General features: G+C 61.8%; 11 protein-coding genes and 2 pseudogenes. 6 read left to right on the top strand and 7 right to left on the bottom strand.

Annotated features, from left to right (window positions below):
• Positions 1 to 18: 18 nt before the first annotated feature.
• The 4 genes and pseudogenes from KGA83_RS27625 to KGA83_RS30210 form a co-directional block, all read right to left on the bottom strand.
• On the bottom strand, positions 19 to 477 hold the full coding sequence (locus KGA83_RS27625) for a glycine zipper 2TM domain-containing protein (RefSeq protein WP_223531346.1): 459 nt from the start codon (positions 475 to 477) through the stop codon (positions 19 to 21).
• Positions 478 to 720: 243 nt separating this feature from the next.
• Complete coding sequence (locus tag KGA83_RS27620; protein WP_223531345.1) at positions 721 to 1,398, bottom strand: DUF3313 domain-containing protein; 678 nt, start codon at positions 1,396 to 1,398, stop codon at positions 721 to 723.
• A gap of 103 nt (positions 1,399 to 1,501) precedes the next feature.
• Positions 1,502 to 1,687: pseudogene (locus KGA83_RS27615) on the bottom strand (transporter); the annotation flags it as partial.
• Positions 1,688 to 2,233: 546 nt separating this feature from the next.
• Entirely contained in the window at positions 2,234 to 2,353 is a 120-nt protein-coding gene (locus tag KGA83_RS30210) for a LuxR C-terminal-related transcriptional regulator (RefSeq protein WP_411741928.1), read from the bottom strand.
• A 516-nt stretch (positions 2,354 to 2,869) separates the two neighbouring features.
• Here KGA83_RS30210 and KGA83_RS27605 point away from each other — a divergent pair.
• Entirely contained in the window at positions 2,870 to 3,850 is a 981-nt protein-coding gene (locus KGA83_RS27605; protein WP_223531343.1) for an alpha/beta fold hydrolase, read from the top strand.
• A 160-nt stretch (positions 3,851 to 4,010) separates the two neighbouring features.
• On the opposite strand, the gene KGA83_RS27600 is transcribed toward KGA83_RS27605, so the two are convergent.
• Both KGA83_RS27600 and KGA83_RS27595 read right to left on the bottom strand, forming a co-directional pair.
• Positions 4,011 to 9,506: an ATP-binding sensor histidine kinase gene (locus KGA83_RS27600; RefSeq protein ID WP_223531342.1), complete on the bottom strand. Its 5,496-nt coding sequence runs from the start codon at positions 9,504 to 9,506 to the stop codon at positions 4,011 to 4,013.
• A gap of 83 nt (positions 9,507 to 9,589) precedes the next feature.
• Entirely contained in the window at positions 9,590 to 10,261 is a 672-nt protein-coding gene (locus KGA83_RS27595) for a response regulator transcription factor (protein WP_223531341.1), read from the bottom strand.
• A 308-nt stretch (positions 10,262 to 10,569) separates the two neighbouring features.
• Here KGA83_RS27595 and KGA83_RS27590 point away from each other — a divergent pair, with 308 nt between their 5' ends.
• Entirely contained in the window at positions 10,570 to 11,580 is a 1,011-nt protein-coding gene (locus KGA83_RS27590; RefSeq protein ID WP_223531340.1) for a GlxA family transcriptional regulator, read from the top strand.
• Positions 11,581 to 11,632: 52 nt separating this feature from the next.
• Here KGA83_RS27590 and KGA83_RS27585 read toward each other — a convergent pair.
• Positions 11,633 to 12,025: pseudogene (locus KGA83_RS27585) on the bottom strand (LysR family transcriptional regulator); the annotation flags it as partial.
• Between the two features lie 325 nt (positions 12,026 to 12,350).
• On the opposite strand from KGA83_RS27585, the gene KGA83_RS27580 reads away from it, so the two are divergent.
• From KGA83_RS27580 to KGA83_RS27565, 4 genes are all read left to right on the top strand, one after another.
• Positions 12,351 to 12,743, top strand: a complete 393-nt coding sequence (locus KGA83_RS27580; protein ID WP_223531339.1) for a response regulator transcription factor — start codon at positions 12,351 to 12,353, stop codon at positions 12,741 to 12,743.
• A gap of 230 nt (positions 12,744 to 12,973) precedes the next feature.
• A complete protein-coding gene (locus tag KGA83_RS27575; protein WP_223531338.1) occupies positions 12,974 to 14,176 on the top strand; it encodes an NAD(P)/FAD-dependent oxidoreductase in 1,203 nt (400 codons plus the stop codon).
• A 76-nt stretch (positions 14,177 to 14,252) separates the two neighbouring features.
• Positions 14,253 to 15,170 carry an MBL fold metallo-hydrolase gene (locus KGA83_RS27570; RefSeq protein ID WP_223531337.1) on the top strand — a complete coding sequence of 306 codons (918 nt, stop codon included), beginning with the start codon at positions 14,253 to 14,255 and terminating at the stop codon, positions 15,168 to 15,170.
• A gap of 278 nt (positions 15,171 to 15,448) precedes the next feature.
• Positions 15,449 to 15,637, top strand: a complete 189-nt coding sequence (locus tag KGA83_RS27565; RefSeq protein WP_223531336.1) for a ribbon-helix-helix protein, CopG family — start codon at positions 15,449 to 15,451, stop codon at positions 15,635 to 15,637.
• Positions 15,638 to 15,641: the final 4 nt, after the last annotated feature.

Genomic DNA, 15,641 nt, shown 5'->3' with positions numbered 1-15,641 from the left:
CAGAAGCCCCAAGTAACCTTAACTGCCTTGCGGTACTACTCGGGCATCATTGCCAGAACCTTCGATGTAAACGTTCATGCCTTTACCCAAGGACGGATTGATCGGCTGAGTCACCGATACCAACACGCCGTTTCTTACTCGCACAATGATCTGTTGTGCCTCTATCGGTTGGTCATACTTTTTCTTTTCTGCGTAATTACCGCCCGCAGCACCGGCGAGTGCACCGGCAACCATGGCGACATCGCGGCCGGTGCCATGACCAATCAAGCTGCCGACAGCGAGACCACCAAGGCCGCCGAGTACGGCACCGACGCCACTGTCATGATTGGTCTGCATCTGCGCCAACGATATCTGCTCGATCTTGCCTGAGCGGATCTCGGTTTCACCGGCACCGCCATCGGTTGATCCTACGACGGAGCAGGCACTGACCAGCACAGTCATCAACGTGACCGTCAACCTGAACAGGATTGATTTCATTGCGGTATACCTCGTTATTGGTGTTTAACTTGCGAAGTTGAATCGTTTCCATGTCACGAACCCACTGATCGTCCGGGCATCGACAGATGCACAAGCGCTTAACGCAAGTACACTGGCGAGCGATGCAAAAAGTAACGGTCTTTGCAATCTAAAGGGTCGAAGCGATGAATAGCGGCCCATGTCAGCAATCCTGTGCTTGAGCACTTTTGAACCGCCAATGGCTATTGGCGATTCAAACGAGACTTAACTGCGGATGAACGCCCAAAGATCGACGTTCAACTTGTCGATTGCAGCCTTGAAGTCCTTGGCGGTGACCTGCTGGCTTTCGTTTTCCAGTGTCGTGCCAAACACCTTGCGCACCATTTTGGCCACGGTCTGGTTGGTTTTCGCATCGATGAGCTCGGCCTCGATGAACAGGTTGGTGTCCTGGTCGCGGTGACCGGTGGCGGCCTGTGTCGCGCCGACAACGGCCGCAACGGGTACGACTTCATACCATTTCATGCCTTCGTTGGAGGCACTGACCCCGGTAATTGCCGCCCGCATGATCAGGGACCGGGAACCCGCCGGGGCAGATGAGGTGTTGGACACTACACGGTATTTCTGACTCAACGTGGCCTCAGCCTTGCTGCTCATGTAGTTCTGAATGTCGGTCAGCGTCTGTTGATTGACTCGCTCATTAGGCTTGGGCGCCGGGTAGAACTCCAGTTTGTTGAACACCACGGTGTCGTAAGCATTCGAACTCCAGGTCGGGCTGGTCCAGCGCATCACTGTTCCACCACTGGGTGTTTTGACTTCCTGCAAGTTGTTGTAGTTGTCCAGGAAGCCGGAATACTGGGTTTGCTCAGTGACTTTCGAGGTACAACCGCTCAACAAGACGCCGGTCAGCGCAGCACCGATGAGCAAATTTCGGGACAGATTCATAATGGTGTTTACTCCTTGGAAGAAATCGTCGTTCTTTCGTTTACAAAACATCAGAATCGCCAGGTCATGCTGCCGGCCAAGGCTTGAATCCAGGCATTGTCGAATTCACCGCCAACCCGAAGTCACCGTACTGGCCGAAACCGACGCTCCAGTGCTCGTCCAGTTCATGGCTGATGAAGAAGCTGCCCCCGGGAATCGGATCGAGGGCATTGTCACTGCCGCTGCCCGGAGTGTTGGTGCCGGAGTCGCGGTCGAAGCTCAGGTCGCCATACAGGGCAAGTAGCGCAGAGGCGGGCAAGATCGCTGTTCTGATATTCATGAATCATCCTTGATAGATACCACTTTGGATTAAGTGGTCGATGGCGCCCCCCCGGGGCATCAATAAGCCCCCACGCACAGTCTCAACCCCAACTAACCATAGCCTAGAAAAGGTAACTCAAGGAGGTGCTGAACAATTTATCGGTTCACACCGCGCGTCCATTTCGATCTGGCAATTTCAACCCGTCGACCATGCTTTGCAATAGTAGTTTTAGATTACTTTCGTGTTGATTCAGTTGGATGCGCACATTTGTTGTGCCAGTCATGCACGATGCCTATAAAATGTTTTTAGAAAGATTCAGCGCACTAACCGCCCTCCTAAGCTCCCGGCAGAGCACCCGAAAACAAGGAGTAAATTAGTGAACTGAAATCTCATTCGTTGCACAGGTCATTACGCAAGTGACTTGATAGCCAAACGCCACTCCATTGGCCTTACTTGCTCACCTGAGGAGACAGCCTTCCGGGGGCAAGCCTGTACTGGTAGCTGTAAGGCTCACGATACTACGAATGAAAACCATTATTCCCGGACCAAGCCACAACGCCTGGCAATCATGACCAAGTTAACTAAATTGCCGGACTTAAGTTTTTTTACCACTCGCGCCTTATAGGTACTTACCGTTTTCTCACTCACCAACATGTGTTGCGCAATAGCACTATTATTGGCACCTTGAGTCAGCGTGACCATTGAAGCCGATTACGCTGGCCAGGACGTGTCAGGGCTCGCCGCCATACACGGCAGACCGCCGAACGAAAACCACCCAGACGTATCAGGTTTCCCGGCACCGCGTGGTGCAACCGGTTGAATCCACAGTCGCAAGCAGAGGTTCGCGAAGACGCCCAGCCGAGATACAGCAATGGGCGCAAAAATGAGCGAAACAAGCAGATGCTCCAACCGGTTTCCGAGCCCTGCCTTGCTCCCCGCCGCTGGGGAGATGGTCTCGGCAGCAATCCCATGGTGCAACCTTCCAAGCCATCCGTGAAACCTAAGTATGGTTGCGCGATACCCATGGACGATGGTGTGGGCTATTGCCTGGGAATAGGGTTTGCGGACCGGTACTTCGGCCTCATTGCGAAAAGCCTTGCGCACTTCGCGGGACCGATCGTACCGCCCCTCATTCGCCGCAAGAGCGGTACCCAGACGAGAGCATTCACCATGACCGACGAAACCAAAGGAACCACCCGCCGCGCCCTGATGAACGCCGGTGTGGCGGCTGCCGCACTGGCAGTGGCCGTGCCTGCCCTGGCGGGTCAATCGAGCAAAGCCCAAGCGCCTGCGAGTGGCGGCTCACGCCGCCGGGATCAGGGCTCGGGATACTTCACGCTCAAGGACGGCACGCGTCTTTTCTACAAGGACTGGGGCACCGGCCAACCCATCGTGTTCCATCACGGCTGGCCGCTGTCCGGCGACGACTGGGATAACCAGATGCTGTTCTTCCTCAGCAAGGGCTATCGCGTGATCGCCCATGACCGGCGTGGTCATGGGCGCTCCAGCCAGTCCGCGGTGGGCAATGAGATGGACACCTATGCCGCCGATTTTGCGGAGCTGGCCGCCCACCTGGACCTCAAGGGCGCCGTGCACATCGGCCACTCCACCGGTGGCGGCGAGGTAGCCCGCTACGTTGCGCGCCATGGTGGCGGTGGTCGCGTCGCCAAGGCGGTGCTGATCGGTGCCGTACCGCCCATCATGCTGCGTACGGAAAAGAACCCGGGCGGTCTGCCACTGACAGTGTTCGACGGCTTCCGCGAGGCGCTTGCGGCGAGCCGCGCGAAGTTCTACCGGGACGTGGCCGCCGGCCCCTTCTATGGTTTCAACCGGCCGGGCGCCAAGGTATCCGAGGCGGTGATCGACAACTGGTGGCGCCAGGGCATGAATGGCGGCGCCAAGGCGCAATACGACTGCATCAAGGCCTTTTCGGAAACCGACTTCACCGAGGATCTGAAGATGATCGAGGTGCCAACCCTGATCCTGCATGGTGAAGATGATCAGATCGTCCCCATCGATGACTCAGCGCGACTGACCATCAAGCTGCTCAAGCACGGAACGCTGAAAACCTACCCCGGCCTGCCCCATGGCATGTGCACCACCCATGCCGAAACTATCAATGCGGATCTGCTGGCGTTCATCCAGGGATGATGGATCGGCCGTCGTAACGCCGTGCAGTTGCAGGCGAAAAGGTCGGGAGGCTGTTGCTCTGGACCTTTTCGCCGAATCGCTCGCCAATGCACTGGCACAGGTCGTCGATATCCTCCAGGTGACAGACATCGGCACTCAAGGTCAAGCGCCGTGCTGAAATTCAGATGTCCATTGCGAGATACGCCGGCAGCGTGAATTGCACCAGCGCACCACGCGGCAGGTTTGCGTTGGCCCACAGGCGACCACCGTGGGTATCGATGATCGAGCGGCAGATCGACAAGCCCATGCCCAGGCCGGTGGCCTTGGTGGTGTAGAACGGCGCGAAGACCCGCTCGGTGCTCTCCGCGGCGAACCCTGGCCCGCTGTCGCCGACCGTCACACGCATACCGTCCGGCTCATGTTCGGTGCTGATAAGCAGGTGACGCTCCCCATCGGGCACGTCGCCCATGGCCTCGAATGCATTGATGATCAGGTTGAGCAGCACTTGCTGCAGCTCCACCCGGTCCGCATTCACCTGCGGCAAGCCATCGGCGAGTCGTGTGCGCACCACAGCGCCATGCTTGACGGCTTCGCCGCGGGTGAACTCGACCATCTCGCGCACCGCCGCGTTGACGTCTACCGCCTGCTTCTGCGGCGGTGTCTTGCGGATCAGCTCGCGGATGCGCCCCAGCACGTCCGCCGCACGATTGGCATCCTTGATGATGCGCCCCAGCACCTGGCCCACCTCACCCAGTTCCGGCGGTTGCGCGCCCAGCCAGCGCAAGGCGGCGTTGGCATTGGTCACGGTGGCGGCGATCGGCTGGTTCACTTCGTGGGCGATAGAGGCCGCCAGTTGCCCCATGGTGGCCACACGGTTGGCATGGGCCAGTTCCGCCTGCACCTCGCGGTAGCGCCGCTCGCCGTTGCGGACCTGCTCCTCGGCCTGCTTGCGTTCGGTCAGGTCGAGTACGAAGGCGACCCCTTCCTGCAAGCTGGCCTCGAAGGCAGCCAGGCCGACGATCACCGGCAGGCGGCTGCCGTCCTTGCGGATGTATTCCTTCTCGAAGGGTTGCGCACGGCCGGTGCGCACGGCCGTGGCGAGGGCCTCTTCGCTTTCTGCGCGCCTCTGCGGCGGGGTCATGTCGTGCCAGCGTACACGCCCGGAAACCAGGTCGTCGCGCTCGTAGCCGACCATACACAGGAAGGCATCGTTGGCCTCGATGATCTCGCCATCGGCACTCCAGACGATGATGCCGATGATATTGGCGTCCACCAGTCGGCGGATCTTCGCCTCGCGTTCGGCCACATCGCGGTACAGGCGCGCGTTCTCCAGCGAGATTGCCGCCTGCGACGCCAGCAGTCGCAGAACGGCGATTCGCGCCGGGCTGAACGCGCCGGCCGTGAGGTTGTTCTCCAGGTAGAGCGCGCCGGTGAGCTTGGCCTGATTCATCAGCGGCAGGCACAGGATCGACCGCGCCCCGCGCTGGTGGATGTAGAGGTCCGCAGCGAACGCGGGATCGGCCGAGGCGTCCTCCAGGCACAGGTTCTCCCCGGTTCGCAGCACCTGGTAGAGCACCGATTCCGCCAGCGCGGTCGCATTCACCGGCCCGTCGCGCAGCTGTGTGGTGCCATTACTGGTGTCGGCTTCCGCCGCGATGCGCAGTTCGCCGGCCTCGGCGAGAATGAGCAAGCCACGCTCCGCGCCGGCCTGCTCGATGGCCGTGTGCATGACCATGTCGATCAACTTTTCAAGGACGATCTCTCCCGAGGCTGCCTGGGAAACCTTGAGCACTGTGGCCAGATCCAGGTGCTCCACCGCTGTGGCGATGGTGGTGGTCGGGCCGGGTGCCACATCTTCGTTGCGCAGGTGCCGGTGGAGCCTCTCCAACTGCCGGACCTTGCCGTCGGCGCCCCAGCGCAGGTAGCCGTAGCGAGCATCCTGCAGGTACAGCCGGGCGATTTTGCCGAGGCCGCGGGCGCCGTAGAAGCGCGCCGCGAGCTCGTTGGCCAGCGCTTCGAGATGGACGAAGCCGCTATCCTGCGCCAACTGAATGGACTGCTCGTAGAGCATTTGCGCCTCGACCAGACGACCCTCGATGCGTGCGATTTCGGCGCCCACCAGCGCAACCCGGCATGCGAAGGTTTCCGCGCACTGCTGCGCCCAGACTTGCAGCAGGCCATGGTGCCCGGCCAAAGCCTGCAGTGGTGCAGCCGGTTCCCCGGTGGAGCCGGGATCAAAACGGGCTGCCAACGTGAGTGCCGCGTAGAAGTGATACTCGGCTTCCTCGAAGAATGACGAAACGATCCACATCAGCGCCTTGGCCTGCGCCGCGCAGTCTGCCGCCACCGCATAGTCGCCGGCCAGGTAACGTGCCTGCAGTTTGCGCACCCAGTACTTGCACGCTGCCAGTGCCAGGTCCGGCGTGCTGCTCAGGTGCGCCTCGAAACGCGCTTCATCGAACCGGCCATCGTCGAAGCAGCCAAAGACCGGAGTCTGTCCCCGCAGCATGCGGATCAACGCCAGCTGGGTGCTGATGAAGTCAATGACCAGACCGAAGTGCACCTTCTGCGCGTAGGCCAGGCCGTGCTCGGCTTCGCCCTGTACTTCCTGCAGTGGTTCGCCGATGAACAGGAGGTCGGAGATGAGGCCATTGCCGGCAAAGGCGCCATAAGGCAGATCGCCGACCCGGTTGGCCGCGACGAAGGCGCGATCCAGCAATTCCCGGCACTCGCGCACCGGTCTCATCCAGCGTGCAACGAACATCGAGAAACACAGGTAGGTGCTCGCCTCGAAGCGTTTGAGGCCACGCCGGTCGACCAATTCGCAGCCAAGACGGCCGAATCGGTAGCCCGCCTGATAGTCGCCGAAGCGCCGACCGGCCACCCGCCCGACGTTGGCATAAAGCACGCAGGAAGCGTCGCAATTGCCGCGCTCCATACTCAGGCTGACCGCCTTGCATATGGTCAGGCAGGCCAGGTTGGCGTCTGTCTGCAATGCCGGCGCGAAAAGCTTGCTCAAGGCGTTGAGGGTGGCCAGCGAGGCTGCGTCTTCCATCAGCGGCAGGTCGATGAGCTGCTCGATGCTGCGTTCGCCCAGCTGAGTCCAGATCTGCTCGTACTCGCGGCGCACCTCCTCGTCGTCCGGGTGGGATGACCAACCGATACCGACCTGGCGCAAATATGCCAGGCACACACCTACCGCACGGTCACTGCGATCGAGCAGCAGGCAGACGTCCATTTGCAGACAGGCCACCGCCGCGCTATGCACCGTGGTCGTGGCGCGCGCCGCCAACGCGGTGAGTCGCTCGTCGGCCAGCGCCAGTTGACCGGTAAGGAATTCGCACTCCGCACGGTTGAGTTCCAGGGCGAAGCACAGTTCGTGGCGGCGCTCCCAGCAATCCTCGTCGAGCAACTCCGCGCCGGCTCCCAGATAAGCCAGCGCTGAGGCATAGGCAGTGGAAGCCTTCGCGCGCTGGCCGGCCAGTAGGTTGAACTCGGCCAGTTGCTCTCGCTCACCGCGCGCGTTGATCAGACCGGCGCCACGGTTGAGCTGGCCGACGATCTCGAAGATGGCTTCCTCGCGCCGCTCCGTTGGCGTCTGCGCAGCCAGGATCCGGCCGATCCGCAAGTGCGCCTCGGCACGGGAAGTTTCGGCGATCAGCGAATAGGCGGCTTCATGGATGCGATCGTGGGCGAACGCACAGGCGCCCTCCAGTCGCTCGACCAACTCCTGGCGCACCGCCGCCCACAGCACCGCATGGACCCGAACCGGCGTCAGGTCCAGTACAGTCGCCAGGGTGTCGATCTGCGCCACGTTGCCCAGACACGCCAGTTGCTCAAGCGCCTGCCGGGTTTGCGCTGGCAGGCGCGCGAGCTTGCCGACCATGAGATCGACGACGTTGTCGGTGTACCCCTTGGCGTGGATACGCTCCGGCTCCCAGCGCCACCGGCGCACCGTATGGTCGTAGCTCAGCAGCGCTTCCTCGGCCAGGGCTTGAAGAAACTGGATGACGAAGAACGGGTTGCCGGCGGTCTTGTCCTGCACCAGCCGGGCCAGGGTCACGATGCCAGGTAGAGGACAATGCAGCGCCTCGGCGATCAGCTGTTCAATGTGCGCCCTGGCCAGCGGTACCAACTTGATCTCATCGACGCGCACGCCGGCATGGCGAATGGACTGGAGCTTGCGGATCAGCGGATGGCTGGCATCCACCTCGTTGTCTCGGTACGCGCCCACCAGCATCAGGTGGCGCAGTTCCGAATGGGTCAGCAGGTCTTCGAGCAGGTCGAGGGTCGCCGCATCCAACCATTGCAGGTCATCGAGGAACAGCGCCAGGGGGTGATCCGCGCGGGCGAAGACGCCGATGAATCGGCGAAACACCAGCAGGAAACGCCGCTGCGCCTGTTGCGGCTCCAGCTCCGGCACCGGCGCCGGTTCGCCGATGATCAGCTTCAGTTCCGGAATCAGGTCGGTCATCAGCCGGGCGTTGGGGTCCAGCGCCTCCAGCAATGCACTGCGCCAGTCAGCCAGCACCTCGTCGCTCTTGCCCAGCAGCGTGCGGACCAGGCCCTGGAAGGCCTGTACCAGCGTCGAGTAGGGGATGTCGCGCTTGTACTGGTCAAACTTGCCGGACGCGAACAGCCCGCGTGGCGGCACCAGTATCTTGTGCAGTTCGTTGACCACCGAGGACTTGCCGATTCCGGAGTACCCAGACACCAGCACCAGCTCCGGGGCGCTGCTATTGACGATGCGCGAAAACGCCTCGACCAGGGTCTGCACCTCGCGCTCGCGACCGTAGAGTTTCTCGGGAACCAGCAACCTGTCAGGAGTGCCCTGCTCGTCCAGCGAAAAGGTTTCGATGCGCCTGTCGCGCTGCCAGTCAACCACGCACCGGCGAAGGTCATGCTCGACCCCGGCGGCACTCTGGTAACGCTCTTCGGCAGTCTTGGCCAACAGTTTCATCACGACTTGCGACAGCATGACCGGCACACCGGACACCCGCTCGCAGGGTGGCAGAGGCTTGCGCGCGATGTGGCAGTGCACCCACTCCATCGGGTCGTTGGCGCTGAACGGCAGGACGCCGGTGAGCATCTGGTAGAGGGTGATGCCGAAGGCATAGAGATCGCTGCGCGAGTCGATGGAGCGATTCATCCGTCCGGTCTGCTCGGGCGCCATGTACGCCAGGGTGCCGGCGATAGTCTCCGGCGGCTCGGGCGCCTGTCGTTCGCGTGGCAACCGGGAAGTCAGGCCGAAACCGGTCAGCCGTGTCTGGCCGTCGCGGCAATTGACCAGTATGTGATTGGGCTTGAGATCCTTGTGCACCAGACCATGCTGGTGCAACTGGCGTAGCGCCCCGGCGATGCTGATGGCCAGGAGCAGACAGGGCTCTACCTCCAAAGCGGCCAGCAGAAGGTGCGACAGCGGTTCGCCGCCAGGGTCGTCGAGCAACAGGCGCGTCTGACCGCTTTCGCGCGTCAGCGCCTGTGGCCGCAGGGCCCAGCCGCTGTCCAGGTCATCCCTGAGGCTGTATTCGTGAGCCAGTCGGTCGAGGGTCGCGGGTAGCGGTTGTTCAGCGGACGGCTGCACCAGCAACTCACTGCCACCGCTCTGCCCCAAGCGCCGAACGCGGGAGAACACCCGCTCGCCATCGTCCCACAAGATCTGCTGTCTGCTCGCCATCGGCACGGCACCGTCAATGGGGTTTCTGCTGCCGCTCGCAATTGTGGCCTGCGGCGTGTTTGGCAATTTGGCGCGCGACCCGCTCAGATTGCCCGGCGCGAAGGTTCGACGCCCAGCGTCTCGGCCATGCGCACGAGGCTGGCAACCGAACGCGCGCCCAGCTTCTTCATCACCTGGCCGCGGTGGACCTTCACAGTCACTTCGCTCAGGTTGAGCTCCGCTGCAATCTGCTTGTTCATCAACCCAGCCACCACGAAGCGCATGACCTCGCGCTCTCTTTGGGTCAGCGCCTCGAAGGCGGTGCGCAGGGCCGCGCCTGACTGCTCGGCAAGCAGGCGTTCGCTGTCACGCTCCAGGGCACTGGCGACGGCGTCAAGCATGTCCTGATCACGGAACGGTTTGGCCAGGAAGTCCACCGCGCCGGCCTTCATGGCCTTGACCGTCATTGCGATATCGCCATGGCCGGTCATGAACACGATGGGAATGCGAACGCCGTTCTTCTCCATCTGTTCCTGGAATGCCAGGCCGCTTTCGCCGCGCAGGCGCACATCGAGAATCAGGCAACCGGGCACGTCGCGCTTGGCAAAAGTGAGGAAGTCCTGGGAGGATTCGAAGGTCTGAACCTGCAGGCCGATCGAGCGCAGCAACCCATCGAGCGCAAGACGCATGGACTCATCGTCATCGACCACATAGACCACCGGCTCCTTGGGAGCCCGCGGGCCTTGCGGCGGGTTGGAATACGACCACGAAGTCATCTTGCCTCCTTAGCGGGACCGCACCATGCGCGGTTTGCAGGTCAAAAAAGATAGTCCATGATGACACCCGCAGCAATGCGCCAGCCAAACGGTCATCCGCAACCTGGCCAGTGTTTCGGGAGTCAGCGTCAGCACGCGCGCGGTGGCGCCAAGACTTGCGTTGCGAACAAAACTAGCACGCCGACGCGAGCCACCGTTAGGCCAAAACCCCCTGAAAAACGGCCAGCTTTGCGCGCTTGCCCCCCCCGTGCAGACCCTATCTCAGCCGCCGTTCGAACAGGCAGGATTTAATGACGAACTCCCCCACCATGCACCACTCGACACACCACCAGCCCTGGCCGGGCCAGCGCGAGGTGGTGTTCGTCGCCTACCCGCAGATGGGCCTGCTCGATCTCAGTGGCGCACAGACGGTGTTCTGGGCGGCCAGCAAGGCGCTCTCCCAGCGCGGGTTGCCCGGCTACCGGTTGCGCACGGCGAGTCTCGATGGCGGCCTGGTGAGCACCGTCGAGGGTCTGGCGGTGGACACCTGTTCGCTTGGCGATCTCGATCTCGCAGCAATCGATACCCTCATCGTTCCCGGTGCTCCCGATATCTGCCAAACCCTGGACAGCCACGTCGGGCTGGTGGCGTGGCTACATCGTGAAGCGCCCAACGCACGCCGCGTGGCCTCGGTTTGCAGCGGCGCCTTCCTGCTGGCCAAGGCCGGCCTGCTCGACGGCTGCCGCGCCGCCACCCATTGGGCCATGTGCGACGCGCTGCAACAGAGCTTCCCCGCCCTGGAGGTGGACGCCGACGCGATCTTCATCCAGCAGGGCGCGGTGTGGACCTCGGCGGGTGTGACCGCCGGCATCGATCTGGCACTGGCCTTGGTGGAGGCGGACTGCGGCCGCGAGGTCAGCATGCAGGCGGCCCGCGAACTGGTGGTATACCTCAGGCGTCCGGGTGGACAGGCGCAATACAGCACGCTGTTGCAGATGCAAGCGCAGGACAGTCCGGTATTCGACGATTTGCACGTGTGGCTGGCCGAGAACCTGAGCGAACCGGAGCTGACCGTGGAGCGCCTGGCGGAACAGGCGAAGATGAGCCTGCGCAACTTCTCCCGAGTCTACAAGCTGCACACCGGGCGCACGCCCGCCAAGGCCATCGAACTGTTGCGCCTGGAGGCGGCGAAGCGTCTGCTGGAGACCTCGCCGTGCAACATCGAGCAGATCGCCCGCGCCTGCGGATTCGCCGACGAGGAAAGGCTGCGCACCACCTTCCAGCGTCACCTGTCGATTTCGCCGCGCGACTACCGCAGCCGCTTTACCCGTGAAGGCTGAAGCCCCATCCTCAGGCCACGGCCAGCACCACCGGGCGTTCCGGCTGCTGCGCCAGCGTGACGTTGGGCGCCTCAATGCGCAGGTGCTTCATCAACCTTGGCAGCAGCGCGTACTCGACATCGTCGGAGAGCCCGACATGGAAGGATGCATCGCTGGTGCGCGGATCGAACGCCTGGCTGCAACTCAGGGCAAGGGCAATACCTTCGAGCGCAGGCGCCAGTCGCGCGTGGATTTCCTCCGCTCGGGCCGTGGGCTCCATCACCCGCCCGGTGCGGATGAACAGCGGATCATTGAACATGGACCGGAGCCGCCCAAGCGCGCTGCTGACGGTGGTCTGACACAAGAACAGGCGCTCGCCCGCCCGGGTGACGTTGCGTTCACGCATCATGGTTTCGAAGACAACCAACAGATTGATGTCGGCATGCCGTAGATCGTTTCTGTTCATTTTGCCTACCCACCTGGTAAAGTCGGATTCGAACAACGCCTCGTCGCAACCGAATAAAAAGTCGGGGTCTGCGATGTATTTTCAGCGTATTCAGGCAAAGCGGGCGAGTCTTTAGTTCATGGGGTCAATGAAAGCATCCCTCGGGCGTGCGAACTTATACTTGCGTATTTTCCTCTCGAACTTTCTGCAGCAAACATCATGAGCAGCAGACTTCCAGTCAGAATTTCTACACTTAAGTTTTGTTCACTTATACCTAGGTATACTTCTCCGACTCGGGCGACAGCGTATCTTGCAAGTACGGCAGGCGCCGCCACGAGTGCCCCAAATGATCCAACAGACTGAAATCCGCAATAGGGCCGTCATTGCAGTTGTCGATGACGACGAATCCCTTCGCACCGCCCTGGAAGGCCTTCTACGCGCCTCCGGCTACCAGGCGCGCACCTATGACGGGGGCCGCGAGTTCCTCGACTCCGACGGTCCGGCACAAGCCCACTGCCTGATCTCCGATATCCAGATGCCCGGCATGTGTGGCGTGGAGCTCTACGAGGCATTGCGCGCCCGTGGCCTGCACATCCCGGTGATCTTCATCACCGCCTACCCGGGCGAGAAGCCGCGCATCACGTCGAGCATGCCCGGGGTGATCGCTTGCCTGCCCAAGCCGTTCGCAGCCGAACAGTTACTGGATTGTGTCGAAGCCGCCCTGCGACAAGTGCACTGAATTCCCTGGCCAAGTTCCTGACCGATACCTTCGTATAACTTTCTTCAACGGATGCATAGTTCTCGCACACCGATGGAGAAGTGCACCTCGACGTTCGCTCCCATAGCATGAATCCACAGCGGATAACTGGAAACAGAACAACACCGCTTGTATTTCGTGGCGCCATTCATTGTCACGCCGAGCTTGAAGCCACTCCTTCAAGTTTCATTCATTCGAGTCAGGAGCACATCATGAAACAGCAACTTCTGGTTATTGGCGCGGGGTTCGGAGGTCTGTGGAGTGCCTTGAGCGCTGCCCGCCTGCTGGACATGCATGACCGCCAGGATGTGGAGATCACCCTGCTGGCACCGCAAGCCGAACTGCGCATTCGCCCGCGCTTTTACGAGCCCGATGTGCACAGCATGTTCGCCCCGCTGGATGCCCTGCTCGACGCGGTGAACGTGCGCTTCGTCAAAGGCACCGCTGAACGCATTGACGAGCAAGCCGGCCACGTCGGCTATCGTGACGAGGCCGGCCGTCCTGCCGAACTGACCTACGACAGGCTGGTGCTGGCCTCCGGCAGCCAATTGTCACGTCCCCCGGTGCCGGGCCTCAACGAGCACGCCTTCAACGTCGACCAGATCGAGTCTGCCGCACGCCTGGAGCGTCATCTGATGTCGCTCGGCAACCAACCTGCGAGCCGCGCCCGCAACACGGTAGTGATCGCCGGTGGCGGCTTCACCGGCATAGAGACCGCCACCGAAATGCCAGCCCGCCTGCGCGCCGTGCTGGGTGCAGATCAGGACGTACGAGTGATTATCGTCGACCGCGGTGAGCGCATTGCAGCTGCTATGGGCGATGGCATTCGTCCTTCCATTGTCGAGGCCTCCGAGGAGCTGGGCATCGAGTGGATCACCAGCGCAACGGTTGCTTCGATAGACGCCAAAGGCGTAACCCTCGCCGACGGCCGACACATCGAGAGCCACACGGTGATCTGGACCGTCGGTTTCCGCGCCAGTCCCCTCACCGAACAGCTCACTGGCGAGCGCGATGGCCAGGGCCGTCTGCACGTTGACGGCAACCTGAAGGTCCGTGGCCAGGACAACGTGTTCGCTGCAGGCGATGTGGCTTACGCGGCCACCGACGATATCGGCAATTTCGCTGCGATGTCCTGCCAGCACGCGATCAGCCTGGGTCGCCACGCCGGCAATAACGCTGCTGCCGACCTGCTGGGCGTACCCCCGACTCTCTACCGCCAGCCCAAGTACGTGACCTGCCTGGACCTGGGTGCCTGGGGCGCGGTGTACACCGAAGGCTGGGATCGTCAGCTGAAACTGGTGAAGGAGGAAGCCAAGGAACTCAAGACGCAGATCAACACCCTTTGGATCTACCCCCCGGCCGCCGACCGACGCACCGCTTTGGCCGCAGCCGACCCCCTGATCCCGGTGGCCTGACCGCTTAGCGCCGTCTCTGCCGTCGCGAGAGCGACATTCGCCTGATGTATTCGACCCAAGCAATAGGAGAATGACCATGAACATGCCTCTGAAATCCTTCCCCCACCAGCAAGCGGATGCCGAGGAACTGGTTCCTTCGCGCTACGCACTGCGGCTCGGTGAGATTGACGTACTGGTGGTCAGCGATGGAGTGCTGCCGCTGCCGACCGAGACAATGTCCACCAACGCCGACCCGGCTGCCCGCGCGGCCTGGTTCAAGGACATGTACCTCGGGCCGGACATGTTCGACTGGGCACTGAACGTGCTGGTGGTACGCAGCGGCGAGCAGACCATTCTGGTCGACGCCGGGCTGGGCGGCCAGTTCCCCGGCTTTCCGCGAGCCGGGCAGTTCCCCAAGCGACTGGAAGCCGCCGGTATCGACCTCGCGTCAATCACCGACGTGGTGATCACCCACATGCACATGGACCATATCGGCGGGCTGCTCGTCGATGAGGTGAAGAACCGCCTGCGTCCCGACGTGCGCATCCACGTCACAGCCACCGAAGTCGCCTTCTGGACAACCCCCGATTTCTCCCACACCTCGATGCCGCAACCGGTGCCGGACGTCCTGCGCAGAACCGCCAATCAGTTCATGGAGCAGTACCACAGCAAGCTGCACATCTTCGAGGATGAGCATGAAGTGGCACCGGGCGTGGTCGCCAAACTCACTGGCGGTCACACTCCCGGGCACTGCGTGGTCTACGTTACCTCCGGCGGCGAGCGCCTGACCTTCGCCGGTGACGCCCTGTTCCCGGTGGCCTTCGAGCATCCCGACTGGCACAACGGCTTCGAGCACGATCCCGAGGAATCGGTTCGCGTTCGAGTCCGCCTGCTACAGGAGGCGGCGGCGAGCGGCGAGTTGTTTGTCGCCACTCACCTGCCCTTCCCCTCGGTCGGCCGAGTGGCCGTCGACGGTGACGTTTTCCGCTGGATTGCCGCCTTCTGGAATTATTGATCGCCAATTGGTATCAGGCCTGCGCCTGGTCCGCCCCCCGCATTCACGGGAGAGCGGACCAGGCGCAGGCCCGCTAAGAACTTTGGATAAGCATTCGCTGGAGGTCTGTTGTTCGCCAACGGCAGCAATCGGCCCGGGCTGTGTAAAAACGCAGACACCATGGGAGCCAAATCTTTTCTTGTGGGTAAAGTCCAAGTAACGAGCAGCACAGTGACAGCACCGGACAAGGCAATTACAATTTGATTAACATCTAGCGACTTGAGCGATTGAATACCCCCATGGAAAGCAAGACTGCGCGCCTCACTGTGCTCATTGATCCCGTCAAGAAAAAAGCGTTCGAGGAACTCTGTGCGGCACAAGACCTGACGTCTTCACAGGTTGTCCGCCAACTGATTCGTGACTACCTGGACGCCCACGGTGCCAGCTATTCGACCAAGAGCAAGCATGCCGCCAGCACCAAATCATGACCTG

Source organism: Pseudomonas sp. GL-R-19, assembly GCF_019956375.1.
Taxonomy (GTDB): Bacteria; Pseudomonadota; Gammaproteobacteria; order Pseudomonadales; family Pseudomonadaceae; genus Aquipseudomonas.
The sequence above is the reverse complement of the archived record's forward strand: the minus strand, read 5'-3'. Positions and strand labels throughout refer to the sequence as shown.